The following is a 24,971-nucleotide window of genomic DNA, read 5'->3' on the forward strand; positions in this document are numbered from 1 at the left end:
TGCCGAGGCAGGCGCGGCCTTGCAGCGCGAAAGGGCCGCATAGCGGCCCCAGGATTTGCGACGGACTGTTGATCAGCTTTCGCCAAGTGCCCCGACGACTTGTTCGACACTGGCCTTCAACCCGGCAAACGCATCATCCGGGTCGCTGTCCACCACCACCAGTTTCGCGCCGGCCGCCTGGATCGCTGCGGCCAGCGCCGGCTCCGGTTGGCGATGGTCCAGCACCAACGCCACATCCTGTGCCTTCAGGTTGGCCTCCAGCGCCTTCAGCGCGGCCGCATCCCACGCCGTTGGCAGCGGCTGCTGCACCACATCCAGGTTCAGGCCGCTGGCCAGGTAACCCAACCGCGGCGACAGGCTGACCACTGTGAGGTTGTCGACCTTGGCCAACTGCGTCTGGCTGCTGGCGGCAAGTTCCAACAGCTGGCGCTTGAGCGCGGCCAGGTTGCCCTGGATTTTCGTTTTTTCGCTCGGCGCAAGGCGTTCCAGGTCGTTGGCCACGACGTCGGCCATGCGCCCCAGATTGGTCGGGTTCAGCCACGGGTAGGCGCTGTAGGCATCGTCGCCACTCACCGCAATACCTGGCAAGGCGCCGTCCACCGGTCGTGCGGCATCGATCTCGACAATGCGGATATTGCTGCGCCGGGCCATCGGGTACAACGGGTCGTCGCGCCAGATCGAACGTACGCCGATCACCGCATCGGCCTGTTGCGCAGCCTTGTCCAGGCTGGCGCCACCACGGCCGCTGAAGTACGACGGCTGGCGACTGGCCGGCAGGTTGGCCGGGGCTGCGCGCTTGAGTTGTACGCCGGTCCCTTCGAGCAGGGCGCTGGCCAGGCTGTGGGTGATCGGCAAGGTGGTCAGCACCTGCGTGGCGAAAGACAGCGACGGCAGGCTGGCCAGGGCCAGTGCCAGGGTCAGGTGTTTCAGGTTCATGCCGGGTTTCCTTGCAGGCGGGGAACGAGGGCGCGGGCGAGCGCAGCGAGGGCGAAGCAGAGACCGGCAACCAGGATGATCGCGGCACCCGACGGCACCGGCAGGTCGAACACGATCGGTAGCAGGATGCCGAACAACGTGCTGATGGTGGCGATGAGCACCGAGAGGAAGAAAAAGCCCTTCAGTGACTGGCTGACCAGGCGCGCGGCGGCAGCCGGGATCACCAGCAACGCACCGACCAGAATGGCCCCGATCACCTTCACTGCAGCCACGGTGACCAGGGTCACCAGCACCACGAACAGGTAGTCCAGTGTTTTCACCGCCACGCCGCGTACAGCAGCCAACTGCGGGTTGAAGCTGGCCAGCATGATGCGGTTGTACAGCGGCAGCGCCAAGGCCAGCACCAGCATGGCGACGATGCCCAGTACCACCAGGTCCTGCCCGCTCACGGTCAGCACCGAACCGAACAGCACGTTCTCGAGGATGTGCACATTGATCTTGCCCGCCAGCATCAGCAGCAGGCTGGCGCCCAGCGCCAGCGACACCGAGAGGAATACGCCGATCAGTGTGTCCGGTGACAACCCGGTGCGGTTACGCAGGAAGTTCAGCAGGATGCCGAACAGCAGGCAGTAACCGAACAGGCTGCCATAAGGCCCGGTATAGGGCTCGCCCAGCAGGATGCCGATAGCCACGCCGGTCAGTGCGGCATGGCCGACCGCTTCGGAAAAGAACGCAAAGCGCTTGACCACCACCAGGGTGCCCAGGCCACCCAGCACCGGGCCAATCATCAGGCCGGCGAGCAAGGCATTGACCACGAAGCCATAGGCCAGCGCCTCGGGCAGGTAGCCGGCAGTGGCCCAGTCCTGGACCGTTTGGCGAAAGGTTTCGAAACTCATCAGGCAATGCTCTCGCTACGCGGGTGGACGGAAAACAGGCCCAGCAGGCGCTCCGGCGTCAGGGCCTGGGCTGGCGGGGCGTCGAACAGTACCTGGCGGCTCAGCCCGGTAACCCGGTCGGCCAGGCGCAGCACCGCTTCCAGGTCGTGTTCGATCCACAACACAGTGGTCCCCGCCTGGCGCCAGGCCAGCAGCAGTTGTTCGAACACCTGAATGCCGGCTTCGTCGAGGGCCGACATCGGCTCGTCCAGCACCAGCAGTTGTGGTTCGGGGATGAGCCCCTGGGCCAGCAGCACCCGCTGGCGCTCACCGCCCGACAAGGCCCCCATGCGCCGCTTGCGCTTTTCCAGCATGCCAACCCGCGCCAACGCAGCATCGATGGCAGGCTGGACCCTGCGCGACAAACCCAGGAAGGCCGGGCGCCGCTGGCACATGGCGGCCATGAAATCATCCACGGTCATTGGCAGCCCGCGGTCGAACTCCAGGGCCTGCGGGACGTAGCCGATCACCTCGCCTTGCCCTGGCCAGTGCAGGGTCAGTACACCGTGGTGGGGCATTTGCCCGAGCAGGGTCTTGATCAGCGAACTCTTGCCGCCGCCGTTGGGGCCGACGATGGCGTGCACGCTGCCCGGGGCGACGGTGAAGCTGACCTGTTCGAGGATACGGGTGCGGCCCAGGCTCAGGTCGATGCCGGCAAAGGTGATGCGCGGCCCGCAGGCGGTTGCCAGGTTGGCAGCGGCGGTCATGCGCGGTTCTCCTGAATGGCGCGGACCACGGTGTCGAGGTTGCGCTTCATTTCCACTTCGTACTTGTCCTTGGTGTATTCGCCATAGGAAATGTGGGTAAGGGGGTAAAGGCGCACACCAGATTCACGCTGGATGGTCTCGACATAGGCTGAGGGGAAGTCCATTTCCGAGAAGATGACCCTCACGTCCAGTGCCTTGAGCTGGTCGATGGTCTTCTTCAGCTGCGCCGGGCTTGGCTCGATGCCATGGGCGGGTTCGACCACGGCGGTCACTTCCAGGCCGAAGTCGCGGACCAGGTAGTCGTAGGCAGCATGGATGGTGGCCACGCGGAAGGTAGCGCTGGGGGCCTCGGTGACCTTGGCCAGTGCCTGGGCACGCAAGGCACGCAGGCGTTTGGCGTAGGCCCTGGCATTCTGCGTGTAGAACCGGGCATTGTCCGGGTCGAGCTTGCCCAGCTCGCGGGCAATGTTGTTGACCTGGGCAATGGTCGTGCTGATCGACAGGAAAGTGTGCGGGTTGACCACCTTGCCGGCACCGCGCGCGGCAATACCGGTAGCCGCCAGCAGCGGTACGTTCTGGTTGGCCTCGATCGTGGCGATATCAGGTTTTTCACTGGCGGCGATCATGCGGTCGGCAAAGTCGTCATGGCCAACGCCATTGAGCACCACCACGTCCAGCGTGCCGATGCGCTTGATGTCTTCGGCCCGGGGCTCGTAGGCGTGCGGGTTGAAGCCCGCCGGAATCAGCGGCACCACCTCGGCCTTGTCGCCAACGATGTTGCTCACGTAGCTGTAGTAGGGGTGCAAGGTGATGCCGATACGCAGCGGCTTGCCGTTATCGGCCAGGGCCATTGCCGGCAGGGCCAGGGCCAGGGCCAGGAGCAGGGCGAGGGCGGAGCGAAACATGGGCGAGTCCTTCGGTTCAGTGGCGGTGTTCGCGGGTAACCCCGGCGTCGTAGTGGCTGACCACCTGTTGCCAGCCAGCGGCGATCAGTGCCGCCTGGCCGAGGTCATCCGGGATGATTGCGGCGCTGTCGCGGCGCAACCAGATATCGGCCTGGCCGGTGCTGTCGGGTGGCAGGATCAGCAGCAGGCTGCCGGCAATTTCGGGTGCCTGGCTGCGGCCCAGGTAGGCGCCGGGCGCCAGCCAGGTCCATTGGTGGCTGCCCCGGCTCTGGCTGCCGGCGTCGACCACGAATGGTGGCAGGCCTTCATCGGCCAGGGCCTGTACCCCAGGTGCAGCGGCGTTTTCTTCACGCAGCAACTGGATCTCGTCGAATGCCACCCGCAGGTCGGTGTAGAGGCCTTGCTCGGCCGCAGTGAGGTCGCGGCGGGCGTCGATCTGGTGGCTGGCGATGGCCTGTTCGTCCTCGCGCTCGCCGCGCAGCCACACCACGCCAGCCGCCAACGCCACTATCAGCAAGCTGGCCAACAGCACGTACAGGGTTTCGTGCCCGGCCCCGGCCGGGCGAATCACGTGAGCGCGGCTCATGGCTGGGCGATGTCGGCGTAGTCGACTTCCACCACGTGCCCGGGGCCGGCGTCGAACAGTACGTAGAATTCGCCGTCTGGGCGCTTGAAGGTCAGGGTCGAATCGTCGCCAAGCTTGCCGCCGACCAGCACTTGCTCGTCATAGCCGATCACATCCAGGGTTACCCCGGGGGCGCCACTGCCGTCCGAGAAACCACCGGTGCACTTGACTTGGCCGCTGGCCAGTTCTTCGCATTCGCACATGGGGTTGTGGGCCAGTGCCGGGCTTGCGGCCAGTGCCAGCAAGGGCAGGGCGAGGGTGCGCAGCAGGTATTTCATTTCTTGCCTCCTTTGTTCTCGAGCCAGGCCACGGTGGCTGGCGATGCCTTGGCCAGCGGGACAGACGCCTGGTGCATGCTGCCGTCCCAGCCTTCCACGGTGATCCAGATCTGGGCGTCGGGTTTGGTGCGCGGAGGGACCGGCAGGTTGGTGGCCATGGCGTAGGGCGCGCCGAAGAAAATCGTGCCCGCCGCCCGCAGGCTGCGCGGTTTGCCGATGCGCAGGTAAACGGCCTTCACGTCGTTGAGGCACGCCTTGCACAGCGCTGCCCTGAATACTTTGAAGTCGCCTGCCGGGCCGTCTCTGCGGGGCGCTTCGTCACGCAGTTCCGCCAGGTCCAGGGTGTAGGGGCCGGCCTGGATGCCGGTGATCACATTCGCCCCCAGCCCTGCCTCGCCGCGGAACAGCTTGGCGTCGCTGAAATACTTGGGCATGAAACCCAGGGGGATCAGGATCAGCAGGATGTTCAAGTGGAAGCGCCACTTCAACCACCACTGTTTAAGCGGGCTGACGGGCACGGCCTGGGTGGGGCTCATCGTTGCATCTCCAGCGAGGTCCGGGTGGGCGCAGTGCGGGGGGCGCGTTCGCTGCGCTTCAGCGCGGCAGCGGTGGCTTGTGCGGTACGTTTGGTCCAGATCAGCAAGCCGCTGAACACCATCAGGGTGAGCAGCAGGCCGAAGAAGAACCAGATCAGCTTGATCGGCAGGCCGCCGAAGTCACCGGTGTGCAGGGGGCGCATGGACTCGGTGACGAACTCCAGGGCGGAGCGGTCGCCCAGCAGGAACTGGCTGTCCACCTTGCGCGTGTAGGGGTTGACCTCGGCGCTTTGGAACATCAGCGGATACCAACCCCGCCCGCCCATGGAAATATGGCTGTAAGCGGTGGCAGGCAACGCAATGAAGTTGATTTCCAGCCCTGGAATCGCCAGGCCAGCGATGCGTGCCGCTTCATCGAGGTCGATCCGTGGGGCTGGGCTGCCATCGGCGGTCTGGGGCACTTCGTCGCGAGCGATAACCGGCACGATCGGCTCGCTGGAAATGCTGATGTGGTTGTCGAACAGAATTGCCTGGATCAGGAACCAGGTACCGGTGATGGAAATGACCGCGATGAACCAGATCGACCAGACACCGGCCAGGCGGTGCAGGTCGCCCCAGAAGATGCGCGAACCGTGCCCTGTACGTACCGGTTTGAAGAAGCCTTTCCAGAACTTCTTGTACACCACCAGCCCGGTTACCAGTGAAGCGAGCATGGGCAGACCGAGAATCGACACCATGTACCAGCCCCAGCTGAACCCGTTGGTGAAGGGCACCAGCCACCAGCCGTGCAGGGCGCGGGTGAAGGCTTCGAAGTTGAAGTCAGGGGATTTGCCCTGAATCGCACCGGTGTAGGGATTGACGTAAAGGGTCGGGGTGGTGCCGTCCGGGAAGGTCACATTGGCCGTGAGGGCGAAGTGTGAGCCGTCGGGCTGGATGATGGACTGCACGACCATATCCGGCTCTGCTTTGTGCAGGGCGTTCAGCACCTGCTGGAAGCTGAGGCGTTCGGCGTCGGTGTCCGGCTTGCTGGCACGTACATCCGGGTTGGCCAGCCAGACGATTTCCTGGCTGACCACCGCGAGCATGCCCGTGAAGCAGACGATCAATACAAAGAACCAGATCGGCAAGGCAAGCCAGCTGTGCACCAGGAACCACAGCCTGGATTTGGATTTTTTCAAGGGTTTGGCCATCAGACGGTCTTCTGCAATGGGTGGTCGAGCGTGCGCCCAACCAAAGAGGGCTGTACTGATAAGGACGAATGAGAATCGAAATCCTGCCGATTAAAATGAAAGCAAATGTTTCAAGCGATGAAGCCGACCTGCGCAGGGGGCGGCAGGTCGGCCGAGGGGGGGGGCTCATGATGAGGTGTAACGAACCAGCCGGCAGGGAATTTAATTGGGCTAAAGCGCGGCGCGAAGTGGCCGATAGGATGGTTAGCGCAAAGACCGATCTTTCAGAAAGGGACCGACATGGCCGTCATCACAGCTGGCAACCTCATGATCAATGGCGTATCGGCGCAGGCGCGCAGCGCCAATGCCGCCGCTGAGCGCGACCAGGCCAAGCAGCCCGGCGAAGCGGTGGGCCCGCTGCAAATCAGCAGCGACAGCCTGAAGGTATCCGCGGGTAGCCAGGCACAGGCAACGGATACAGCGGGCAGTGGCGGGTCGGACGCGGTAAGCGCCCTGCAACAGTTGATCAAGGACTTGCAGAAGCAACTGGCCGAGCAGCAGAAGCAGCTTGCCGCGTTGCAGAACAGCAAGATGGATGAGACATCCAAAGCGGCTGCGGTCGGGGCCAAACAGGCAAGCATCGCCACCCTCAACGGTCAGATCATGGCCGCTACCGCGCAATTGCTGGCGCTGCTGCAGCAAGAGGGTGGCAGCAGCTCCGGCTCAATGGTCAGCGCCACGGCCTGACGGCGCCGTGGCCTGTGAGTTCGGGCCAGCTTACTCGGCCGCTACGCGCCCTTTGCCCTGGCGATCTGCCTTGTACTGCATGGCCACCGCCGGCGCTGGCTTGGCTGCACCGGTTTCCAGCCATTGGCGCAGGCGGCTGGCATCGGCGAAATGGGTGTACTTGCCGAAGGCATCCAGGATGACCATCGCCACAGGGCGGTTATCCATTCGGGTCAACAGCACCAGGCAATGCCCGGCTTCGTTGGTAAAACCGGTCTTGGTCAGCTTGATGTCCCAGTTGCTCTTGTTCACCAGGTGGTCGGTGTTTCGGAAGCCCAGGGTGTAATTGGGCTTGCGGAAGGCCACGGTCTTCTCGCGGGTGGTCGACAGCTCGCTCAGCATCGGGTACTTGCGCGAGGCCATCAGCAGCTTGGACAGGTCGCGCGCAGTCGACACGTTCTGCGTCGAAAGCCCGGTAGGTTCTACGTAGCGGGTATGGGCCATGCCCAGGCTGCGGGCTTTGGCGTTCATCGCCTTGATGAATGCCGGGTAGCCACCGGGGTAGGCATTGGCCAAGCTATTGGCTGCACGGTTTTCCGAAGACATCAAGGTAATCAGCAGGGTCTCGCGGCGATTGAGCTGGCTGCCGGGGCGTACCCGTGAATACACGCCCTTCATCTCCGGGTTGTTGGCGATGGTCATGGTGAGCATCTCATCCATGGGCAGCTTGGCGTCCAGCACCACCATCGCGGTCATCAGTTTGGTCACCGAAGCGATCGGTACCACGCGGTCGGCGTGGTTCGAGTACAGCTCCTGGTTGGTATTGAGGTCGATCAGCAGCGCGCTGCCCGAAGCCAGGTGCAGTTTGGAGGGGTCGCGTTGCACCTTGGCCGGGGGTTGTGCAGCAGCGGTCGACGGCAGCGTCGCGGTACCTGTGAGCAACAGCAGCAGGCTGAGAATGGACAGGGATGTTTTCACGTTGAGGCTCACTAAAGGTTGGTATGTCGTTGGCTGTGCAAGGGTTTTCCCCCTAAAAACCGCTGCATTCTGGAGTATGGCCGAACGGCTGTCGAATGCCTTATACCTAAAGGGCGCAACGTGAACGAAATTTAATCCCGGACCCATTGTGTAACCTTCATGTGCTGTTCAGAAAGGGCGCCGAGCGGTGATAGGGGCGGGGCAAATTGTACGCTCAGTTCTGATCAGGTCCGGTACCGACCCGTGAACAGGAGGGCCGGCACGCAAAGGGCGTTGTCGCCTCAGCCATGTATCAACGTCAGGTCGCTGATAATGCAGATCGAGCCATCGTCGACCGGCGTTTGGTCGTTGTAGTCGACCTGGTTGTAAACGCCGCCGTGGAATTCGAACAGGCGCGAAGCCCAACTGCCGTCGAGTTGCAAACCACCTGAAGTACCGGTTGCTCCCTTGCAGGTTGCGGTGACCATGACCAGGCCCTGTGCCGTGACGTGCAGGCTGATGCCGAACCGCGCGCCCAGCGGTACGCCCTTGAGCACCGTCGAATTCACCGGGTCAGCCTGGTCATAGGTTTGGCGAAAGCCCAGGGTGATATCGCCTTTCTTCCAGAACACCTTGACGGGCGGGCCGTCGTCGCCGCGCACATGCATCTGGGCAATGACCACCTTCTGCGCTGCGTTGACCTTGGTCAACGTCATGCTTTGACGGCTCCAATGGTCCGCAGCACTGGCCAGCGTCCAGGAACGGATCTCGGTCCATTCACAGCGGGTGCGGTGGGTACTCTTGCTCGACGCCCCTTTGGTCGGCGCAGAAAACTGGATCGAGCCGTCACTGAGTAGCGTGACCACCTCTGGGAGGCGGGCAATGGCTTCGTCACCGTCAAGTTCCAGGGCAACGGGGTTGGTTGCGGATACTGCCACCGGGGTGGCGATCAACAGGTTGCTGATGTCTACGGCCATGGTAACTCCTCATGAACAGCCAGTTTTGAAGGGCAGACTGAATGCTGCCTGGTTGAGAAGTTAGCCAATGGCTAAATTAAATGTCAATAGCTTAAAGCTAAAATTGCGCTGGGGGTGAAATTACCTGTTGGCGAAAATTTTCAGGGCAAGGCCTTTACGCTGGATTTGGCTATGCGATAAGCTTTTGCCAGGTACTGTACAAATATACATATATCAGGATGACAATATGCCTATGCAAACAGCGTCGACCACCCTTCAGCCCCCGGGAATGTCGGGTGTAGAGCGCCTGAGCCTGCGGGTATCGTCGATGATCAACCACCCTGTGGCCCAGACCCAGCGCTGGGTGCTGGTGCATCGCCTGCACAGCGATGGCGACGCGGAATGGGAAGAGGTGATGGGGCTGCTGCTGGAAACACCCGAGTTGGACCTGACCTTCAACCCTGATGGCAGCGTGCTGGTGCGCTGGCAGCGCCACGCCGGCCAGCAGTTTGACGAAGTGAGCGTCGAGCAGGGCTGTGGGTCACTGATGCCTGCTGCGCCGTTCTGAAATACCGGCGCCAGGCCGCTGTCGGGGCAGGTGGCGCCTTACACGAGGTGGGCATTCCACACCAGCAGGACCCTGGCCTGGATATAGGTTTCTTCGCGGCGAATCAGGCGGTCCTTGTGCCGTGAGTTGTCGGAAATCATCTCGAAATGATCGTCATCGGCAATCTGCAGGCGCTTGATGTAGATATGGTCACCCCACGCGAAAAAGTAGATCCCGTCGCCCACGAACTCGCGAATGCTCACATCGACGATCAGCGGGTCACGGTGCCTGATGGTGGGCTCCATCGACTGGCCCCAGCCAGTGACCATCTTCAGGTGGTGGTGCTCGCTGAATTCAACACCCAGTTCACGCAGGTGGCTGGGGCTGACCCGCACATCCTTGAACATTTCCGGGTAGTCATGGGGGATCTGGCCGCCGCCCATTGCTGCGCGCACATCATAGTGGGCAATCCATACCTCATCGCCCACCAGGCCGGGCCGGCCGTGGTCGGCCTGCAGCAATACCGTTTCCGCGGGCTCGGCAGCCGCGGCCAGCAGCCTCTGGCGGGTTTCTTCGGGGATGCCTTTGCCACTTTTTGCCAGCATCTGCTTGACCAAGTCGGCGGCGCACAGCGCGCCGTCGGCAGGCCCGCCCGAGGCCTGCGGGTGATCGCCGGGCGCCAGCGCGTCGAACCAGCCGCGTGGCAAGCCTTCGATACCCTCGATCCGCCGCGCCACGTCGTCGCCCAGGTTCTTGGCGGTCCTGTTGGAGAGAATCTGGCTCAGGTGCGCAGGCGCCATGCCCCAGCGCTCGGCGCAGGCGCCCTTTTTCTGGTCGGCGATCAGCTTGACCAGGTTCTGCTTGCGGATTTCATAGATGTCCATAAGGCGAAGCATGCCAGTGTTTAGCTTACTGCTAAATGTGCGCATGGCTAAATTTCCCTTGAGGTAAATTTACCTCTAGGCTAAATTAAGCCTTCAAATAATAAAAGCCACGGCGATGCAATGCCGTGGATTGCCCATCTCGTCAGTAAAGAGGTTTACATGGATCCCACCGACCTCGGCTCAGGCACCCTTACGTGGCTGGGTGGTACAGGCACCGTGTTGCTCGGGGCCTTTCTATGGCTGCGCAAATGGCTGTCCAGAGATGCGGCAGACCGCGCGCTGGACAATGCAGACATCGCCGTGATTCGCCGCCTGACCGAGCTGCTGGATAGCGAGCGCGATGCCCGCCGTGAGGCGGAGGCCAAGGCTGACCAGTTCGCCAAGGAGCGCAATGAACTGGTGGTCACCGTCGGCCGCTTGCAAGGCAGGGTTGTGGCCCTGACCAGTCAACTGGCCCGGGCCAAGGCGTGAAACGACCGACGACCCGCACCCACCATGGCGAGACAAAAAAAGCCCGCCATTTCGGCGGGCACAAGGGCGTAGGGAGCAACGCACAACAAATTCGGGTCAGGCTGCCAAGGTGCCTGGTTGCAACAGTTCAGCCAATGCGCGGGCTTGGGCGAGGGTCGGCACCGGCCCACTCACAGCCTCGCCGTTGCGCACCAGGTACCAGCAGGCCAATAAGCCTTGTTCACGCAGTGAAACCGGTACAGCGCTGCCGACAACGGACATGATCTGGATAGTGGCCATGGGGACCTCCTGTGAAACATGGGCCTACCATACCCAGCCGCTACCAGGGTTTGAAATCAACGTTGTCGATAGTGGTCATTACTTCTATCAACCCTTACCAGCGTGGCGGGCCGTAATACACCCGTGGCGGGCCGTAGTAGGCCCGGTAGCCTGGCGGTGGCGGGGCCGGCGCATAATAAGGCTGGTAATAGACGGGCTGCGGCGGCGGCTGCACGTACACCGGTTGCGGCGGGTAGTACACCGGCTGGCGTTCCACGTACACCGTACGGTCGTGCCCGCCAGACACCGTAGCGCCAACCACCGCGCCAACCACGGCAGCGCCCAGTAGCGGGCCCGGTCCGTACCAACCGCCGCCATGGCCGTAACCACCGTGGGCAGCTGCAGGCCCGCTGATGGCCAAAGCGCCGACCAGCAGGGCGATTCCGGGAATGAGACGGTTCATGTCAACCTCGCGAGTAAACCCCCGAAGTGGGGTGTCACTAATATGACTCCAGTATTTGTCAATTGCGCGCAGGGCAATGGTAAAGGTTGTGTAAGGGACGACCAGCGGTTGCCTCTGGTACGCTGCACAAACGTTTCAGTCATGACTCAGGAGCAGGCTATGTCGACAACTCCCAGCAGGGATACCGTGCTGTGCATTTCCCTGGCAGGCCGCCCCGGTACATTCGGCGTGCGCTTTCACAACCACCTGTACCAACAGTTGGGCTTGGACTTTTACTACAAGGCCATGCGCACCGACGACCTCCCGGCCGCGGTAGCAGGAATTCGAGCCTTGGGCATACGCGGGTGTGGGGTATCGATGCCATACAAGGAAGCGTGCATGGCGCTGGTAGACGAGATCGACCCGTCGGCAGCGGCCATCGAGTCGGTCAACACCTTGGTGAACACCAACGGTCGCCTCACAGCCTACAACACCGACTATCTAGCCGTACGCCAGTTGTTGACCCGGCACCAGGTCGACCCGGCAACCGCTTTCGCCCTGCGCGGCAGCGGCGGTATGGCCAAGGCCGTTGCCAGCGCCTTGCGCGATGCCGGCTTTGCCGAAGGCACCATCGTCGCGCGTAATGCCCAGGCGGGGCAGCAGCTGGCGGATATGTGCGGCTACCGCTGGCTGCCAGAACTCGGCGATATCTGCCCGCCGATGCTGGTGAATGTGACGCCGATCGGCATGGCGGGGGGCGCAGAAGCTGAAGAGCTGGCGTTTTCGGACATCGCCATCACTGCTGCAGAGCGGGTATTCGATGTGGTGGCCATGCCCGCGCAAACACCGTTGATTCGCCGCGCCCAAGCGCTGGGCAAGCCCGTGATTACCGGGCTTGAGGTGATTGCGCTGCAGGCGCTGGAGCAGTTCGTGCTGTACACAGGTGTGAGGCCGACGCCAGCGCAAGTCGATGCCGCCGTGGCGTACGCTCGCGATATCTGATTGCACCTGCAGCGGCCCCGTCGCGTTATGGCGGCGGTGCTGGCGAAGAGGCCGCTACAGGCCAAGGGGGCAATCAGAACACCTTGGTGCCGGCGTCCAGTTGCTGGTCGACCAGCGCTCGACCGTGGGCCAGTGATACATGCTGGGCACGTTCCAGGTCGGAGAAGAACTTCATCGGCATCGACAGGCGCCTGCTGGTATGGCCATCAGGGGCGGTGATCAGGCAACCGGCGGCGTAGGGCAGGGGCGAGTCAGGATGGGGCATCACGCTGGCGGTGATGGTGTGCTTGCGGTATTCACAGTGAAGGGATTGCATGGTTCTTACCTCGCTGTGGCATGGGAAGCAATTACCTTCATATACCACAGCAAGGGGGCGGTGGTTCCCGCCCCCGACGAACGCTTAGCCTGCGAGGTCGGCCGGCTGAATCACTTCGACCCAGTAGCCATCCGGGTCCTTGATGAACGCCAGGTGGTTCATGCGCCCGTCCTGCAGGCGCTTCTGGAACGGTACACCCAGCGCTTCGAAGCGCGCACAGGCGACGCGTACATCGGGTACCGACACGCAGATGTGGCCGAAGCCGCGTGGGTCGGTATTGCCATCGTGATAGGCGAAATCGGCGTCGTTCTCGGTGCCGTGGTTGTGGGTGAGCTCCAGCACGCCAGGGATTGATTTCATCCACTGGTGACGGGCGGCGTCATCGGCGGGGATCTGCGCCGGGTCGACCAGGGCCAGGAAGTACAGGCTGAAAGCGGCTTCGGGGAAATCACGCTTGTCTACTACGCGAAAGCCCAGCACACGGGTGTAGAAGTCCAGCGACTTTTCGATGTCCTTGACCCGCAGCATGGTGTGGTTGAAGACGAATTGGGCGGTGGCGGCGTCAGGTTGTGCGGTGACACCAGGCAAGGTTTGCAGATCGTGCAGGCTCATGGGAACTCCTGAGGCAGGGCCGGGCAAGGGGCGCCGGCAAAACAGACAGGCTGGCCATGATACGTCAGTGCGCCGATTGCGCAAATGAAAGCGCCCTGCACGAGTGCAGGGCGCTGGAATTAGAGGCCCGCATGTGCGGGCGCGTGATGGGGTCGCTAGTCCTTTAGCTGCCTCGATACTGAGCCAGCCCTTGTGAAAAAAGTGTGAAGCACGTGTTGATGTTTCATCAGCGAGCCCAGCTTTCCACCTCGGCGGCGCCATACTGCTCTTTCCAGGCTTTGAGGCCGCGGTGGTTGCCGCCTTTGGTCTCTATCCGCTCGCCGGTCTCGGGGTGTGTGTAAACCTTCACCACCCGCGGGCGACGGTGCTGTTTAGGGGCAGGGCTGGTGGCGCGCGCCCCGGCTTTGGGGTCAAGTATGGCTATGACATCGCGCAGGCTTTTGTCGTAGCTTTTCATCAGGTTGACGAGTTTCTGCTCGAACTCGATTTCGCGTTTTAAGCCGGCATCCTTTTTCAACGCTTCCAGTTGCGCCATCTGTTCCTGGAGCGCTTTTTCCGCAGCACGAAACTCTGCAAGTCTGGACACTGTAATCACTCCTGTACGTCGGCTGTGGCGGGGCGTGACGAACATTGAAACGCATGAATACGCCGGCCACGCAGGTGGGTTTTACTGTTCGTTGATAGCGAGTGTAGTCACACATTGGGGCGGGGTAAACTGCAAACTTATTGCAAATAAGCGGGGAACTTTCCTAGTTGCCCATGGGCGATACAGGTGACTCGCCGAGGCGACCTGGCAAAGCGCTTAGACCATGGTCCAATGGCCCGTGCCAGAGCCGTTACGCGATCATTTCAAAGTATGGCTGGCTGTTGCGCAGTCATGTCCCATTACCGTGGCAAGTCGTTGCCACCGGTTGTTAACCCGCTTTGAATCTGGATGTTTCCCTGCATGTTTTCCCCCTATCCTCTCGCCCCCGGGCGTCGTGTTGCCGGCCTGTTCCTGTTATGTGCCGGTGCCAACGCCCAGGCTGGCGGTTTTCTTGAAGACAGCAGTGCCAAGGTTGAAGCACGCAATGTCTACTTCAACCGGGATTTCCGTGACGGCCACAGCAGTTCCGGCCAAGGGGCGTCCAAGCGAGAAGAGTGGGCCCAAGGCTTTATCCTCAATGTACAGTCGGGTTACACCGAAGGCCCGGTAGGGTTCGGTGTGGATGCGCTGGGCATGTTCGGTGTGAAGTTGGACTCCAGCCCCGCCGACAGTAACAGCGGCTTGCTGCCGTCTTCCGGGCACAACCCTCGGCACTCCGCCGACCAGTATGCAAAGATGGGCCTGGCGGCCAAGGTCAAAGTTTCCAACACGGTGCTCAAGTACGGTTCGATGATGCCGGATGTGCCCCTGCTCAAGTACAACGATGGCCGCCTGCTGCCGACGATGTTCCAGGGCGCCATGCTCACCTCCGAGGAACGCCGGGATCTGAGGTTCACCCTGGCACGCCTGGATCGGTACACCGCAAGGGATTCAACCGACCGCCAAAACATTCGTGTGCATTGCAAGAACAAGCGTTACGCCTGCGATATCGAAGCCGACCACTTCGACCTCGCCGGGGTCGATTACCGGGTCAACGAGCGTTTCGGTGCCCAGTATCAAGTGGCCAGGCTGGAGAACATCTATCGCCAGCAGTATTTCGGCCTGGTGGCCAGCCAACCGCTGCCGGTGGGTAGCCTTGCTGCCGACCTGCGGCTGATCAAAAGCGACGACATCGGCAACGCCCGCGCGGGCGCTATCGACCACCGCGCCGTCAGCGGCATGCTCGGCTACAGCCTGGGTGGTCACAAGCTCAGTGCTGGCTGGCAGCGCATGTATGGCGACAGCGCCATGCCCTACTTGGATGGCAGCAACCCGTACCTGGTCAACTATGCACAGGTCAATGATTTTGCCGCGGCCCAGGAGCGCTCCTGGCAAGTGCGCTATGACTATGACTTCAAGGCGTTGGGTGTGCCTGGCCTTACGTTCTTCACCCGGTACATCAACGGTGACCATATCCAGGTGCCAGGCAGCCATGCCGAAGGCAAGGAGTGGGAGCGCGACAGCGAGCTCAAGTATCAAGTGCAAAGTGGCACGTTCAAGGACGTCAGCGTGCGTTTGCGTAATTCCACCTACCGCAGCAACTATGAGCGGTGGGCGCGGGATATGGACGAAACGCGGGTGATCGTCAGCTACAACTTCTCGCTGCTCTGAACGGGTGCTTTGCCAGCGGCCTGGTGGCGCCCGACAATGGCTGCTGAACAGCACCGGAGGGCAGCACAATGAAACAGCTGTTGTTGATCGGCATCGGCCCGGGTGACCCACGCCAGGTCACGTACGAAGCCGTCGACGGGTTGCGCCAGGCCCACGTGTTCTTCGTGCTCGACAAGGGCAGCGTCAAGAACGAGCTGGTGCAACTGCGCAAGGCCATCCTGCAGCGGTACCGCCCCGAGGGCGGCTATCGGCTGGTTCAGGTCGCAGACCCGCTGCGCGATGGGCAGGCCGACGCGTATGTGCAGGCGGTACAGGACTGGCACGTACAACGTGCAGCGCTGTATGCGCAACTGATCGAACAGGAACTCGGCGACGGCGAAACCGGCGCCTTTCTGCTGTGGGGCGAGCCCACGCTCTATGACAGCACCTTGCGCATCCTCGACCTGGTCTGCGAGCGAGTTGGCGCGCTGCACCTGCAGGTCATTCCGGGCATCAGCAGCGTGCAGGCTCTGGCGGCGCGCCACCGTGTTGCGCTCAACCGCATTGGCGAACCGCTGACCGTGCTGCCTGGTCGGCGTCTGGCCGGGCAGGGGAGTATCGACAATGTGGTGGTGATGCTCGATGGGCAGTGCGCGTTCGCAGCTATCGATGACCCGGCCTTGACGATTTACTGGGGCGCTTACCTGGGCACGGCTGACGAACGGCTGATCGCCGGGCCGCTGCAGGCGGTGAAGGCGCAGATTCTTGAAGTGCGTGCGCGGGAAAGGGCGCGCAAAGGGTGGATCATGGACACCTACCTGTTGCGCAGGGAGCTGTAACGGGCACCGTATTTTCGGCCCCTGCGCTGCCTGCGCGCTGGTCAAGCGGGCGCCGCCGATTTCAGGCAGGGGCGAGAATAGCCGTCACCTTGTCGCGCAGCTGGTCGATGCTGAACGGCTTGCCGATCATGTGCATGCCCTCCGGCACATTAATGTTTTCGGCGTAGCCACTGGCGAACAGCACCGGCAACAGTGGCCGCAGCTCGCGTGCCTTGGCTGCCAGCGCCTCGCCGCGCATGTCCGGCAGGCCCACATCCGTCATCATCAGCGCCAACGGCTGGTTCGGGTCTTCCAACACCTTGAGCGCCGCGGTGGCATGTTCCGCCTCGATCACCGAGTAGCCCAACTCATCGAGCACTTCGACCATCAGCATACGTACGATGTCGTCGTCTTCGACTACCAAAAGGTGCATGGTTCGGGTCCTGTGCAATTGAATGTCTATGATCTGTGCACAAGGCGACAGCAGAAGTTCCCGAGGATACCGATACTTGCAATCAGATGGAACGATTGGCACACAGCACTTTCAAATACTGGCTAAATGCCCTGCCAGAGCCGTCAAAGCTGGTTAGACTTCGCTTGTCGGCACGGCGCAGCGGCACATAACCATAACGATTGTTCCGCCACTCTTTTCCATGGATTTTCTTGCTCGGGCGTTTTCTCATGATTCAAGCAGCCTCGATGGACCAGCGCAGCTTCCGCAAGTTGTTGAGCCGCAACATCGGCCTTCCTCTGGGTGTGGGCCTGCTAGGTGCCGTGGCCTTCGTCGCGGTGATCAACTACCTGCTGTCGGCCATGCAATGGGTCGAGCACACCGACCGGGTCATTGGCAATGCCAACGAAGCGGTGAAGCTGTCGATCGACATGGAAACCGGCATGCGCGGCTTTCTGCTGACGGGTGACGAGCGCTTCCTCGACCCCTATGAGGTGGCCAAGCCGCGCATTCTCAGCAGCTTGCAGGGCCTGAAAGGCATGGTCGAGGACAACCCGCAGCAAGTTGACCGTATCGACCGGCTGATCGCCTTGCAGCAAGCCTGGAATGACTTCGGCAGCGGCATGATCACCCTGCGCCGCAATGACGGCCCCTACCGGGAGCTGATCGGTAACGGCCGCGGCAAGCGCCTGACAGACGAGATTCGCAAGGAATTCGCCGACCTCATTGCCACCGAGCAGCAGTTGCGCATGGCACGCAACGAGAAGGTCAGCACCGTCACCGTCACCTCCATTTCGGCGTTCGTGCTGCTGATCGTTGGCCTCAGCGCCTTGCTGGCGTACCTGGGGCGCCGCGATCTGTTGGCGTTGTCCAGCAGTTACGACGACAACCTCAAGGCCCAGCAACGTTCTGCCGAGCGCCTGGAGCACCAGGCCTGGCTGCGCAACGGCCAGACCCAGCTGGCTCAACAAGTGCTTGGGCAGCTGACCCTGAACATGCTCGGCGACAACATTCTGCGGTTCTTTGCCTCTTATCTGGGCAGTGTGGTCGGGGCGTTGTACGTGCGCGACGAGCATGGCCGCCTGGTACGCGTTGCCTGCTATGGTCTGGATGCCGAAGAGCAGGCGCGCGAGCAGGTACTGGGTGATGGTGAGGGCCTGCTGGCCCAGGCCGTGCGTGAAGGGCGGCTGCTGCGCCTGGACGACCTGCCGCAAGACTACTTCCAGCTCAGCTCCGGCCTGGGCAAGGGCTTGCCCCGCAGTGCACTGTTGATGCCGGCCAGCGACGGCGGGCAGATCAACGGCGTGCTCGAACTGGGCTTCCTGCGGCCGCTGCAGGCGCGTGACGACGAACTGTTGCAGCGCGTGGAGGGCAACCTGGGTATGTCCATCGAAAGCGCCCGTTACCGCCAGCGCTTGCAGGAAGTCCTGGCCGAAACCCAGCAATTGAACGAAGAATTGCAGGTGCAGCAGGAAGAGCTGAAAACCGCCAACGAAGAACTGGAGGAGCAGTCCCGCGTGCTCAAGGAGTCCCAGGCCCACCTGGAAACCCAGCAAGCGGAACTGGAGCAGACCAACGAGCAGTTGTCCGACCGCACCGAAGCGCTGGACCGCAAGAACGAGGAGCTGACCCAGGCCCAGGAAGAGCTGCAGGCGCGCGCCGATGAGCTGCTGCGTTCGAGCAAGTACAAGTCCGAGTTCCTCGCCAACATGTCTCACGAATTGCGCACGCCGCTGAACAGTTCGCTGATTCTGGCCAAGCTGCTGGCCGAGAACGTTGAAGGCAACCTCAGCGGTGAGCAGGTCAAGTTCGCCGAGTCGATCTACTCGGCCGGCAACGACCTGCTCAACCTGATCAACGATATCCTCGACATCGCCAAGGTCGAGGCTGGCAAGCTTGAAGTGCGACCTGAAACCACCCACCTGGACCGCCTGGTCGAAGGCCTGCGCGACATGTTCGAGCCGTTGGCCGGGCAAAAGGGGCTGGCCTTCGAGGTCACCGCCCAGGCTCAGGTGCCTGCCACCCTGTTCACCGACCGCCAGCGACTGGAGCAGATCCTCAAGAACCTGCTGTCCAACGCCATCAAGTTCACCGAGCGCGGCCAGGTCAGCCTGAACATCGGCTACCAGCCAGACAGCGGCATCGTGTTTTCCGTGCGCGATAGCGGCATCGGCATTGCTGCCGACCAGCAGCAGGCAATCTTCGGTGCGTTCCACCAGGTCGATGGCACCAGCAACCGCCGGTATGGCGGGACTGGGCTGGGGCTGTCGATTTCCCGCGACCTTGCCCATCTGCTTGGCGGGCAGATCAGTGTCGAGAGCAGCCCCGGGCAGGGCAGTGTGTTCAGCCTGGTATTACCCGAACGCTACGAGAACCTGGAGCAGGAGGTCGAGCCCCTCAGCCTGCGCCCGGCTGTCGATACCCTGCCGCCAGTACCGCAACTCGCCACTGCCCAGGCGCCGAAGCTGCCGCAACTGGCCTTCACCGATGACCGTGACCGGGCGCCTTTCAGTAACCGCTGCATCCTGGTGATCGAAGACGAGCCGAACTTCGCCCGCATTCTCTTCGACCTGGCCCACGAGCTGGGTTACAGCTGCCTGGTGGCGCATGCGGCCGACGAAGGTTTCGAGCTGGCCGCCCGGTTCATACCCGATGCGATCCTGCTGGACATGCGCCTGCCTGACCATTCCGGCCTGACCGTGCTGCAACGCCTGAAAGAACAGGCTGATACCCGGCACATTCCGGTGCATATCATTTCCGTCGAGGACCGTGTCGAGGCCGCCATGCACATGGGGGCAGTGGGCTACGCCGTCAAACCCACCAGCCGCGAAGAGCTCAAGGAAGTTTTCGCGCGCCTGGAGGCCAAGCTGACGCAGAAGCTCAAGCACATTCTGCTGGTGGAAGATGACGACCTGCAGCGCGAGAGCATCGCCCGCCTGATTGGTGACGACGACGTCGAAATCACCGCCGTAGGTATGGCGCAGGAGGCCTTGGCACTGCTGCGGGAAAACATCTACGACTGCATGATCATCGACCTCAAGCTGCCAGACATGCTCGGTAACGAACTGCTCAAGCGCATGACTGCCGAAGATATCCGCGCCTTCCCGCCGGTGATCGTGTATACCGGCCGCAACCTGACCCGCGAAGAAGAAACCGACCTGCTCAAGTACTCGCGTTCGATCATCATCAAGGGCGCCCGCTCACCCGAGCGGCTGCTCGACGAAGTGACGCTGTTCCTGCACAAGGTCGAATCGCAGTTGTCCAACGAACGCCAGCGTATGCTGAAGACGGCGCGCAGCCGCGACAAAGTGTTCGAGGGGCGCAAGGTGCTGCTGGTTGATGACGATGTGCGTAATATCTTCGCCCTGACCAGTGCACTGGAGCACAAGGGCGCGATCGTCGAAATCGGCCGTAACGGCCGCGAGGCCATCGAGCGCCTGGAGCAGCATGACGACATCGACCTGGTGCTGATGGATGTGATGATGCCGGAAATGGACGGCTTCGAAGCCACCCGGCTGATCCGCCAGCAACCGCGCTGGCGCAAGCTGCCGATCATTGCGGTGACTGCCAAGGCCATGAAAGATGACCAGCACCGTTGCCTGCAGGCCGGCGCCAACGATTACCTGGCCAAACCGATCGACCTGGACCGCCTGTTCTCGCTGATCCGCGTATGGCTGCCGCAACTGGAGCGAATTTGACTAGCGAACGTAACACCGATATCGAGATCCGCTTGCTGATCGAGGCAATCTACCTCAAGTACAGCTATGATTTCCGCAATTATTCCGGCGCTTCGATCAAGCGCCGGATCCTGCATGCGCTGCGCCAGTTCGGTTGCCAGACGGTATCGGCCTTGCAGGAGCGCGTGCTGCACGACCCTGGCATGTTCATGCAGTTGCTGCAGTACCTGACGATTCCGGTCAGCGCGATGTTCCGCGACCCGGGCCATTTCCTGGCGCTGCGCACCGAGGTGGTGCCGCTGTTGCGCACCTGGCCATCGATCAAGGTGTGGATCGCCGGCTGCAGCACGGGCGAGGAAGTGTATTCGATGGCCATCCTGCTGCGCGAAGAAGGCCTGCTCGAGCGCACCATCATCTACGCCACCGACATCAACCCGCACTCGCTGGACAAAGCCAAGCAGGGCATCTACTCGATGCAGAACATGCTCGACTACGCCGAGAACTACCGCATCGCCGGTGGCCGCCGGGATTTCGCCGAGTACTACACGGCAGCCTATGGCAACGCGATCATGGACAGCACCCTGCGTGAAAACGTGACCTTCGCCGACCATAGTCTGGCCACCGACAGCGTGTTCTCCGAGACGCAGTTGGTGTCTTGCCGCAATGTGCTGATCTACTTCAACAAGGAGCTGCAGGACCGCGCCCTGGGCCTGTTCCATGAATCGCTGTGCCATCGCGGTTTTCTGGTGCTGGGCAGCAAGGAGTCGGTCGACTTTTCCGCTTACAGCGACGGTTTCGAGCCGCTGGTCAAGCCTGAACGGATCTATCGCAAATCATGAAAGGCGTACAAGCGGTGGTGATCGGCGCCTCGGCCGGCGGGGTGTCCGCGCTGTTCACCGTGCTGGGCGGGTTGCCGTCGGGGTTCGCCATTCCGGTAGTCTGTGTGTTGCACCTGCCGGATGACCGCCACAGCCAACTGGCCGAGGTGCTGCAACGCCGCCTGCTTCGTCCCGTGTGTGAGGCACGTGACAAGCAACCGCTGCGCCCTGGCCAGATCTACGTGGCCGGGCCGGGCTATCATTTATCGGTAGAACGCGACTTCACCCTGTCGTTGAGCCAGGAACCACCGGTGCATTTTTCCCGGCCGGCCATCGACTACCTGTTCATTTCCGCGGCCGATGCCTACGGTGCCGGCCTGCTTGGCGTGCTGCTCACCGGTGCCAATGAAGACGGTGCCCAGGGGTTGGCTTACATCAAGAACAGCGGCGGCCGGACCATCGTCCAGGACCCTCGCGACGCACAGGTGGCGCTGATGCCCGAGGCCGCCCTGGCCCTCCATCAGCCCGACCATATTCTTACCTTGAGTGGGATCGAGCAGTTGCTCGCCGCCCTGGAACCCAGCGCATGCTAAGCAACACTATCGCCAAACTGCTGATCGTCGACGACCTGCCAGAGAACCTGTTGGCCCTCGATGCCCTGATACAGGGCCAGGACCGTGAGGTGCACCAGGCCCAGTCTGCCGAAGCCGCCTTGTCGCTGTTGCTCGAACACGAGTTCGCGCTGGCCATTCTCGATGTGCAGATGCCGGGCATGAACGGCTTCGAACTGGCCGAACTGATGCGCGGTACGGAAAAAACCCGCCACATCCCTATCGTTTTCGTCACCGCAGCCGGGCGTGAAATGAACTACGCCTTCAAGGGCTACGAAAGTGGCGCCGTGGACTTCCTGCACAAACCGCTGGATACCGCTGCGGTGAAGAGCAAGGTGTCGGTATTCGTCGACCTTTACCGCCAGCGCAAGGTGCTTGACCGCCAGTTGCAGGCGCTGGAGCGCAGCCGCCAGGAGCAGGAAGTGCTGCTGGGCCAGCTGCAGGCGGCGCGCGGTGAGCTGGAGCATGCGGTGCGCATGCGCGATGACTTCATGTCGATCGTGTCCCACGAGGTGCGTACACCGCTCAACGGGCTGATCCTGGAAACCCAACTGCGCAAGCTGCACCTGGCGCGGGGCAACCTGGCGGCGTTCAGCGCCGACAAGCTGCAGGCCATGGTCGAGCGCGACGAGCGCCAGATCAACAGCCTGATCCGCCTGATCGAAGACATGCTCGATGTTTCGCGCATTCGTACCGGCAAGCTGTCGCTGCGGCCCAAAGCGTTCGACCTGAGCGAGCTGGTGCAGCGGTTGGTGGAGAATTTCACCGCCCAGGCCACGGCACTGGATACCTTCATCGAGTTGCAGCATTGCCAGCCACTGCAGGGTGAGTGGGACGAATTTCGGATTGAACAAGTACTGGCCAACCTGTTGTCCAATGCCTTGCGTTATGGTGAACGCAAACCGGTGCAGGTAAGGCTGTACGAGCAGGACGGCCTGGCGTGTGTGCAGGTGCAGGACCATGGCATTGGTATCGACATGGCTAACCAGCAACGTATCTTTCAGCAGTTCGAGCGCGTCGCAACTCAGCAAGCTACGGGTGGCCTGGGCTTGGGCCTGTATATTTCCGACCAGATCGTGCAAGCCCATGGCGGTCGGATTGTGGTGCAAAGCGAGGTGGGCAAAGGTGCGACCTTCACCCTGCAACTGCCCCTGGCTGCAGTGGAACAACTAAACGACCAGGCGTGGGCAACCTCTGCATAAGCCTGGGGTCTGATGGCCAACTGGAAGAATTTTCAAGGCGTTAACATGAGTGAAGATGCACAAGACGTAGTGCTGGTGGTCGAGGACGAACCAGCGATACGCATGATTCTGCGGGACTACCTGGCGGGCGAGGGCTACCACGTGCTGGTCGCCGAGGACGGTGAACAGGCGTTCGCCATTCTGGCCAGCAAGCCGCACCTGGACCTGATGGTGACCGACTTCCGCCTGCCGGGCGGGATCTCCGGGGTGGAAATCGCCGAGCCGGCGGTGAAGTTGCGGCCCGACCTGAAAGTGATCTTCATCAGCGGCTACCCCGCCGAGATCCTCGAGTCCGGAAGCCCGATTACCCGCAAGGCACCGATCCTGGCCAAGCCGTTCGACCTGGACACCTTGCACGAGCAGATTCAGGCACTGCTGCGCTGATACCCGTCAAGGCCCTGTCACCGGCGCGCGCTGACGGGCCGGTGCTGATCAACGCAAGGTCCGCTCCAGCCCACCCAGCAACATGCTCTCCATCAACACCAGCGCTTGCGCTTCAGGCAATGCCTGCAGCGCGCCGGGCAACTGGTTCAGCAGCGTTGCAACCACCTGCGCGGTGGCCACCAAGGCTGGCCCCTGCAGCTTCGCCTGCGGCGCGATCAGCCGCAACAGCCCGGCCTCATAACGCCCGCGCAACTGCGTCAGGCGTGCCTGCTGGGCCTCGCTCAGGCAACAGAAATCACGCTCAGCCAAACGAAACTGCAGCGGCCGTTCGGCATGCAACTGCCAATGCGCCGCGATCAGGCAATTCAAGGCTGAAGCGCCGCGGGCCATGGCCCGCCGCCCCTGGTCCAGCAGGGCCTGCAACTCCTCGTACAGTTCCTCGATCAAGTCGAACAGCAGGTCCTGCTTGCTGGGAAAGTGGTGGTACAGCGAGCCTGCCGTCAGCCCGACATGCGCGGCCAATTCGCGCATGCTGACCTGGCCAAAGCCTTTTTCGGCAAACAGCGCCATGGCCTGTTCACGTCGCTCTTCGAAATTGGCACAACGCATCGCGGCATTGATCGGGGGCATGGCGCCTGGGCCTCAGTAGGTGAAGAAGCCGCGGCCGCTCTTGCGCCCCAGCCAGCCGGCCGCCACCATCTCCTTGAGCAGCGGGGCAGGGCGGTACTTGCTGTCGTTGAAGCCCTCATGGAAGGCCTCCATGATCGCCAGCAAGGTGTCCAGGCCGATCAGGTCGGCCAGCGCCAGTGGGCCGATCGGCTGGTTGCAGCCAAGGCGCATGCCGGTGTCGATGTCCTCGGCGCTGGCCAGGCCTTCCTGGCGTACGAATATCGCTTCGTTGATCATCGGCACCAGGATGCGATTGACCACGAAGCCCGGCCGGTTGCCAGCAGTGATCGGGGTCTTGCCCAGCTTCTCTGTCACCAGCAATGCCTGGGCGTAGGTACCGTCGCTGGTCTGCAGGCCACGAATGATCTCGACCAGCGCCATCATCGGCACCGGGTTGAAGAAGTGCACGCCAATGAAACGCTCGGAGTGCTCGATGCTGGCGGCCAACTGGGTAACCGACAGCGACGAGGTATTGGTCGCGATCAGGCAATCGGCGGCGACGTTGCTTGCCACCTGCTGCAGGATGCGTTGCTTGAGCTGCAGGTTCTCGGTGGCCGCTTCGATCACCATCTGCATCGTGGCCAGCTGGCCGTAGTCGGTGCTGGTGCGGATCCGGGTTTTGGCTGCCGCTGCCTGCTCGGCGGCGAGGGTCCCTTTGCTGACCTGGCGCTCGAGGTTCTTGCCCAGCGTTGCCACCCCGCGCTCCAGGGCGGCGTCGGCCACGTCCACCAGCAGCACCTGGTAGCCTGCCACCGCACACACTTGGGCGATGCCGTTGCCCATGGTGCCGGCGCCGATCACGGCGATCTGTTCAATGTTCATCTT

Annotated in this window: 30 protein-coding genes; 11 read left to right on the forward strand and 19 right to left on the reverse strand. The window is 62.2% G+C overall.

The window, feature by feature from the left end; genetic code table 11:
• Positions 1 to 72: 72 nt before the first annotated feature.
• From K4A76_RS09840 to K4A76_RS09875, 8 genes are read right to left on the reverse strand one after another with little or no spacing between them, the layout of a single operon-like run.
• Complete coding sequence (locus K4A76_RS09840; protein ID WP_274412050.1) at positions 73 to 936, reverse strand: metal ABC transporter solute-binding protein, Zn/Mn family; 864 nt, start codon at positions 934 to 936, stop codon at positions 73 to 75.
• Positions 933 to 1,832, reverse strand: coding sequence for a metal ABC transporter permease (locus tag K4A76_RS09845; protein WP_054905049.1), 900 nt, complete (start codon positions 1,830 to 1,832; stop codon positions 933 to 935). The genes K4A76_RS09840 and K4A76_RS09845 overlap by 4 nt, the downstream gene beginning before the upstream one ends.
• Positions 1,832 to 2,578, reverse strand: coding sequence for a metal ABC transporter ATP-binding protein (locus K4A76_RS09850; RefSeq protein ID WP_274412051.1), 747 nt, complete (start codon positions 2,576 to 2,578; stop codon positions 1,832 to 1,834). Before K4A76_RS09850 ends, K4A76_RS09845 begins: the two co-directional genes overlap by 1 nt.
• On the reverse strand, positions 2,575 to 3,483 hold the full coding sequence (locus K4A76_RS09855) for a metal ABC transporter substrate-binding protein (RefSeq protein WP_274412052.1): 909 nt from the start codon (positions 3,481 to 3,483) through the stop codon (positions 2,575 to 2,577). Before K4A76_RS09855 ends, K4A76_RS09850 begins: the two co-directional genes overlap by 4 nt.
• A gap of 16 nt (positions 3,484 to 3,499) precedes the next feature.
• Entirely contained in the window at positions 3,500 to 4,069 is a 570-nt protein-coding gene (locus K4A76_RS09860) for a DUF6162 family protein (RefSeq protein ID WP_274412053.1), read from the reverse strand.
• Positions 4,066 to 4,386 (reverse strand): hypothetical protein, encoded by a 321-nt coding sequence (locus K4A76_RS09865; RefSeq protein WP_009686454.1) that lies wholly within the window; start codon positions 4,384 to 4,386, stop codon positions 4,066 to 4,068. The genes K4A76_RS09860 and K4A76_RS09865 overlap by 4 nt, the downstream gene beginning before the upstream one ends.
• A complete protein-coding gene (locus K4A76_RS09870; RefSeq protein ID WP_054911726.1) occupies positions 4,383 to 4,922 on the reverse strand; it encodes a hypothetical protein in 540 nt (179 codons plus the stop codon). The genes K4A76_RS09865 and K4A76_RS09870 overlap by 4 nt, the downstream gene beginning before the upstream one ends.
• Entirely contained in the window at positions 4,919 to 6,112 is a 1,194-nt protein-coding gene (locus tag K4A76_RS09875) for a PepSY-associated TM helix domain-containing protein (protein ID WP_274412054.1), read from the reverse strand. The genes K4A76_RS09870 and K4A76_RS09875 overlap by 4 nt, the downstream gene beginning before the upstream one ends.
• 279 nt (positions 6,113 to 6,391) lie before the next feature.
• On the opposite strand from K4A76_RS09875, the gene K4A76_RS09880 reads away from it, so the two are divergent.
• Entirely contained in the window at positions 6,392 to 6,838 is a 447-nt protein-coding gene (locus K4A76_RS09880) for a hypothetical protein (RefSeq protein ID WP_274412055.1), read from the forward strand.
• Between the two features lie 30 nt (positions 6,839 to 6,868).
• On the opposite strand, the gene pbpG is transcribed toward K4A76_RS09880, so the two are convergent.
• Together pbpG and K4A76_RS09890 are read right to left on the reverse strand one after the other, a co-directional pair.
• Entirely contained in the window at positions 6,869 to 7,795 is a 927-nt protein-coding gene (gene pbpG, locus K4A76_RS09885; RefSeq protein ID WP_029887028.1) for a D-alanyl-D-alanine endopeptidase, read from the reverse strand.
• 281 nt (positions 7,796 to 8,076) lie between these two features.
• Entirely contained in the window at positions 8,077 to 8,751 is a 675-nt protein-coding gene (locus K4A76_RS09890; RefSeq protein ID WP_274412056.1) for a polysaccharide lyase family 7 protein, read from the reverse strand.
• 226 nt (positions 8,752 to 8,977) lie between these two features.
• Here K4A76_RS09890 and K4A76_RS09895 point away from each other — a divergent pair, with 226 nt between their 5' ends.
• Positions 8,978 to 9,298 carry a DUF1654 domain-containing protein gene (locus K4A76_RS09895; RefSeq protein WP_029887030.1) on the forward strand — a complete coding sequence of 107 codons (321 nt, stop codon included), beginning with the start codon at positions 8,978 to 8,980 and terminating at the stop codon, positions 9,296 to 9,298.
• A 38-nt stretch (positions 9,299 to 9,336) separates the two neighbouring features.
• On the opposite strand, the gene K4A76_RS09900 is transcribed toward K4A76_RS09895, so the two are convergent.
• The gene (locus K4A76_RS09900) at positions 9,337 to 10,161 is read right to left on the reverse strand and encodes a S24 family peptidase (RefSeq protein WP_054905059.1); all 825 of its coding nucleotides are present in this window, start codon (positions 10,159 to 10,161) and stop codon (positions 9,337 to 9,339) included.
• 159 nt (positions 10,162 to 10,320) lie between these two features.
• On the opposite strand from K4A76_RS09900, the gene K4A76_RS09905 reads away from it, so the two are divergent.
• On the forward strand, positions 10,321 to 10,632 hold the full coding sequence (locus K4A76_RS09905) for a chemotaxis protein (RefSeq protein ID WP_274412057.1): 312 nt from the start codon (positions 10,321 to 10,323) through the stop codon (positions 10,630 to 10,632).
• Positions 10,633 to 10,728: 96 nt separating this feature from the next.
• On the opposite strand, the gene K4A76_RS09910 is transcribed toward K4A76_RS09905, so the two are convergent.
• Both K4A76_RS09910 and K4A76_RS09915 read right to left on the reverse strand, forming a co-directional pair.
• The gene (locus K4A76_RS09910) at positions 10,729 to 10,911 is read right to left on the reverse strand and encodes a hypothetical protein (protein WP_054905061.1); all 183 of its coding nucleotides are present in this window, start codon (positions 10,909 to 10,911) and stop codon (positions 10,729 to 10,731) included.
• 94 nt (positions 10,912 to 11,005) lie between these two features.
• Positions 11,006 to 11,353, reverse strand: a complete 348-nt coding sequence (locus K4A76_RS09915) for a hypothetical protein (protein ID WP_009686467.1) — start codon at positions 11,351 to 11,353, stop codon at positions 11,006 to 11,008.
• Positions 11,354 to 11,512: 159 nt separating this feature from the next.
• Between K4A76_RS09915 and K4A76_RS09920 the strand changes: the two genes are divergently transcribed.
• Complete coding sequence (locus K4A76_RS09920) at positions 11,513 to 12,334, forward strand: shikimate 5-dehydrogenase (protein ID WP_274412058.1); 822 nt, start codon at positions 11,513 to 11,515, stop codon at positions 12,332 to 12,334.
• Positions 12,335 to 12,407: 73 nt separating this feature from the next.
• On the opposite strand, the gene K4A76_RS09925 is transcribed toward K4A76_RS09920, so the two are convergent.
• The 3 genes from K4A76_RS09925 to K4A76_RS09935 form a co-directional block, all read right to left on the reverse strand.
• Positions 12,408 to 12,650: a hypothetical protein gene (locus tag K4A76_RS09925; protein WP_009686469.1), complete on the reverse strand. Its 243-nt coding sequence runs from the start codon at positions 12,648 to 12,650 to the stop codon at positions 12,408 to 12,410.
• A gap of 84 nt (positions 12,651 to 12,734) precedes the next feature.
• Complete coding sequence (gene gloA / locus K4A76_RS09930; protein ID WP_009686470.1) at positions 12,735 to 13,262, reverse strand: lactoylglutathione lyase; 528 nt, start codon at positions 13,260 to 13,262, stop codon at positions 12,735 to 12,737.
• 226 nt (positions 13,263 to 13,488) lie between these two features.
• Positions 13,489 to 13,848, reverse strand: a complete 360-nt coding sequence (locus K4A76_RS09935; RefSeq protein ID WP_054905064.1) for a histone-like nucleoid-structuring protein, MvaT/MvaU family — start codon at positions 13,846 to 13,848, stop codon at positions 13,489 to 13,491.
• 360 nt (positions 13,849 to 14,208) lie between these two features.
• Between K4A76_RS09935 and K4A76_RS09940 the strand changes: the two genes are divergently transcribed.
• Both K4A76_RS09940 and cobF read left to right on the forward strand, forming a co-directional pair.
• Entirely contained in the window at positions 14,209 to 15,498 is a 1,290-nt protein-coding gene (locus tag K4A76_RS09940; RefSeq protein WP_274412059.1) for an OprD family porin, read from the forward strand.
• 68 nt (positions 15,499 to 15,566) lie between these two features.
• On the forward strand, positions 15,567 to 16,316 hold the full coding sequence (gene cobF / locus K4A76_RS09945; RefSeq protein ID WP_054911734.1) for a precorrin-6A synthase (deacetylating): 750 nt from the start codon (positions 15,567 to 15,569) through the stop codon (positions 16,314 to 16,316).
• A 61-nt stretch (positions 16,317 to 16,377) separates the two neighbouring features.
• Here the strand turns inward: cobF and K4A76_RS09950 are convergent, their stop codons facing one another.
• Entirely contained in the window at positions 16,378 to 16,728 is a 351-nt protein-coding gene (locus K4A76_RS09950) for a response regulator (RefSeq protein ID WP_054911735.1), read from the reverse strand.
• 248 nt (positions 16,729 to 16,976) lie between these two features.
• Between K4A76_RS09950 and K4A76_RS09955 the strand changes: the two genes are divergently transcribed.
• From K4A76_RS09955 to K4A76_RS09975, 5 genes are read left to right on the forward strand one after another with little or no spacing between them, the layout of a single operon-like run.
• Positions 16,977 to 20,444: a response regulator gene (locus tag K4A76_RS09955; protein ID WP_047149658.1), complete on the forward strand. Its 3,468-nt coding sequence runs from the start codon at positions 16,977 to 16,979 to the stop codon at positions 20,442 to 20,444.
• Positions 20,441 to 21,262, forward strand: coding sequence for a CheR family methyltransferase (locus tag K4A76_RS09960; RefSeq protein ID WP_009686478.1), 822 nt, complete (start codon positions 20,441 to 20,443; stop codon positions 21,260 to 21,262). Before K4A76_RS09955 ends, K4A76_RS09960 begins: the two co-directional genes overlap by 4 nt.
• Positions 21,259 to 21,834, forward strand: a complete 576-nt coding sequence (locus K4A76_RS09965) for a chemotaxis protein CheB (RefSeq protein ID WP_029887038.1) — start codon at positions 21,259 to 21,261, stop codon at positions 21,832 to 21,834. The genes K4A76_RS09960 and K4A76_RS09965 overlap by 4 nt, the downstream gene beginning before the upstream one ends.
• A complete protein-coding gene (locus tag K4A76_RS09970) occupies positions 21,828 to 23,054 on the forward strand; it encodes a hybrid sensor histidine kinase/response regulator (protein WP_274412060.1) in 1,227 nt (408 codons plus the stop codon). The genes K4A76_RS09965 and K4A76_RS09970 overlap by 7 nt, the downstream gene beginning before the upstream one ends.
• Positions 23,055 to 23,099: 45 nt before the next feature.
• Positions 23,100 to 23,477: a response regulator gene (locus K4A76_RS09975; RefSeq protein WP_009686481.1), complete on the forward strand. Its 378-nt coding sequence runs from the start codon at positions 23,100 to 23,102 to the stop codon at positions 23,475 to 23,477.
• Positions 23,478 to 23,525: 48 nt separating this feature from the next.
• On the opposite strand, the gene K4A76_RS09980 is transcribed toward K4A76_RS09975, so the two are convergent.
• The gene (locus K4A76_RS09980) at positions 23,526 to 24,107 is read right to left on the reverse strand and encodes a TetR/AcrR family transcriptional regulator (RefSeq protein ID WP_110678489.1); all 582 of its coding nucleotides are present in this window, start codon (positions 24,105 to 24,107) and stop codon (positions 23,526 to 23,528) included.
• Between the two features lie 12 nt (positions 24,108 to 24,119).
• Entirely contained in the window at positions 24,120 to 24,968 is an 849-nt protein-coding gene (locus tag K4A76_RS09985; RefSeq protein WP_274412061.1) for a 3-hydroxybutyryl-CoA dehydrogenase, read from the reverse strand.
• Between the last annotated feature and the right edge of the window lie 3 nt (positions 24,969 to 24,971).

It is taken from the genome of Pseudomonas sp. NEEL19 (assembly GCF_028751975.1).
Lineage (GTDB): Bacteria > Pseudomonadota > Gammaproteobacteria > Pseudomonadales > Pseudomonadaceae > Aquipseudomonas > Aquipseudomonas juntendi.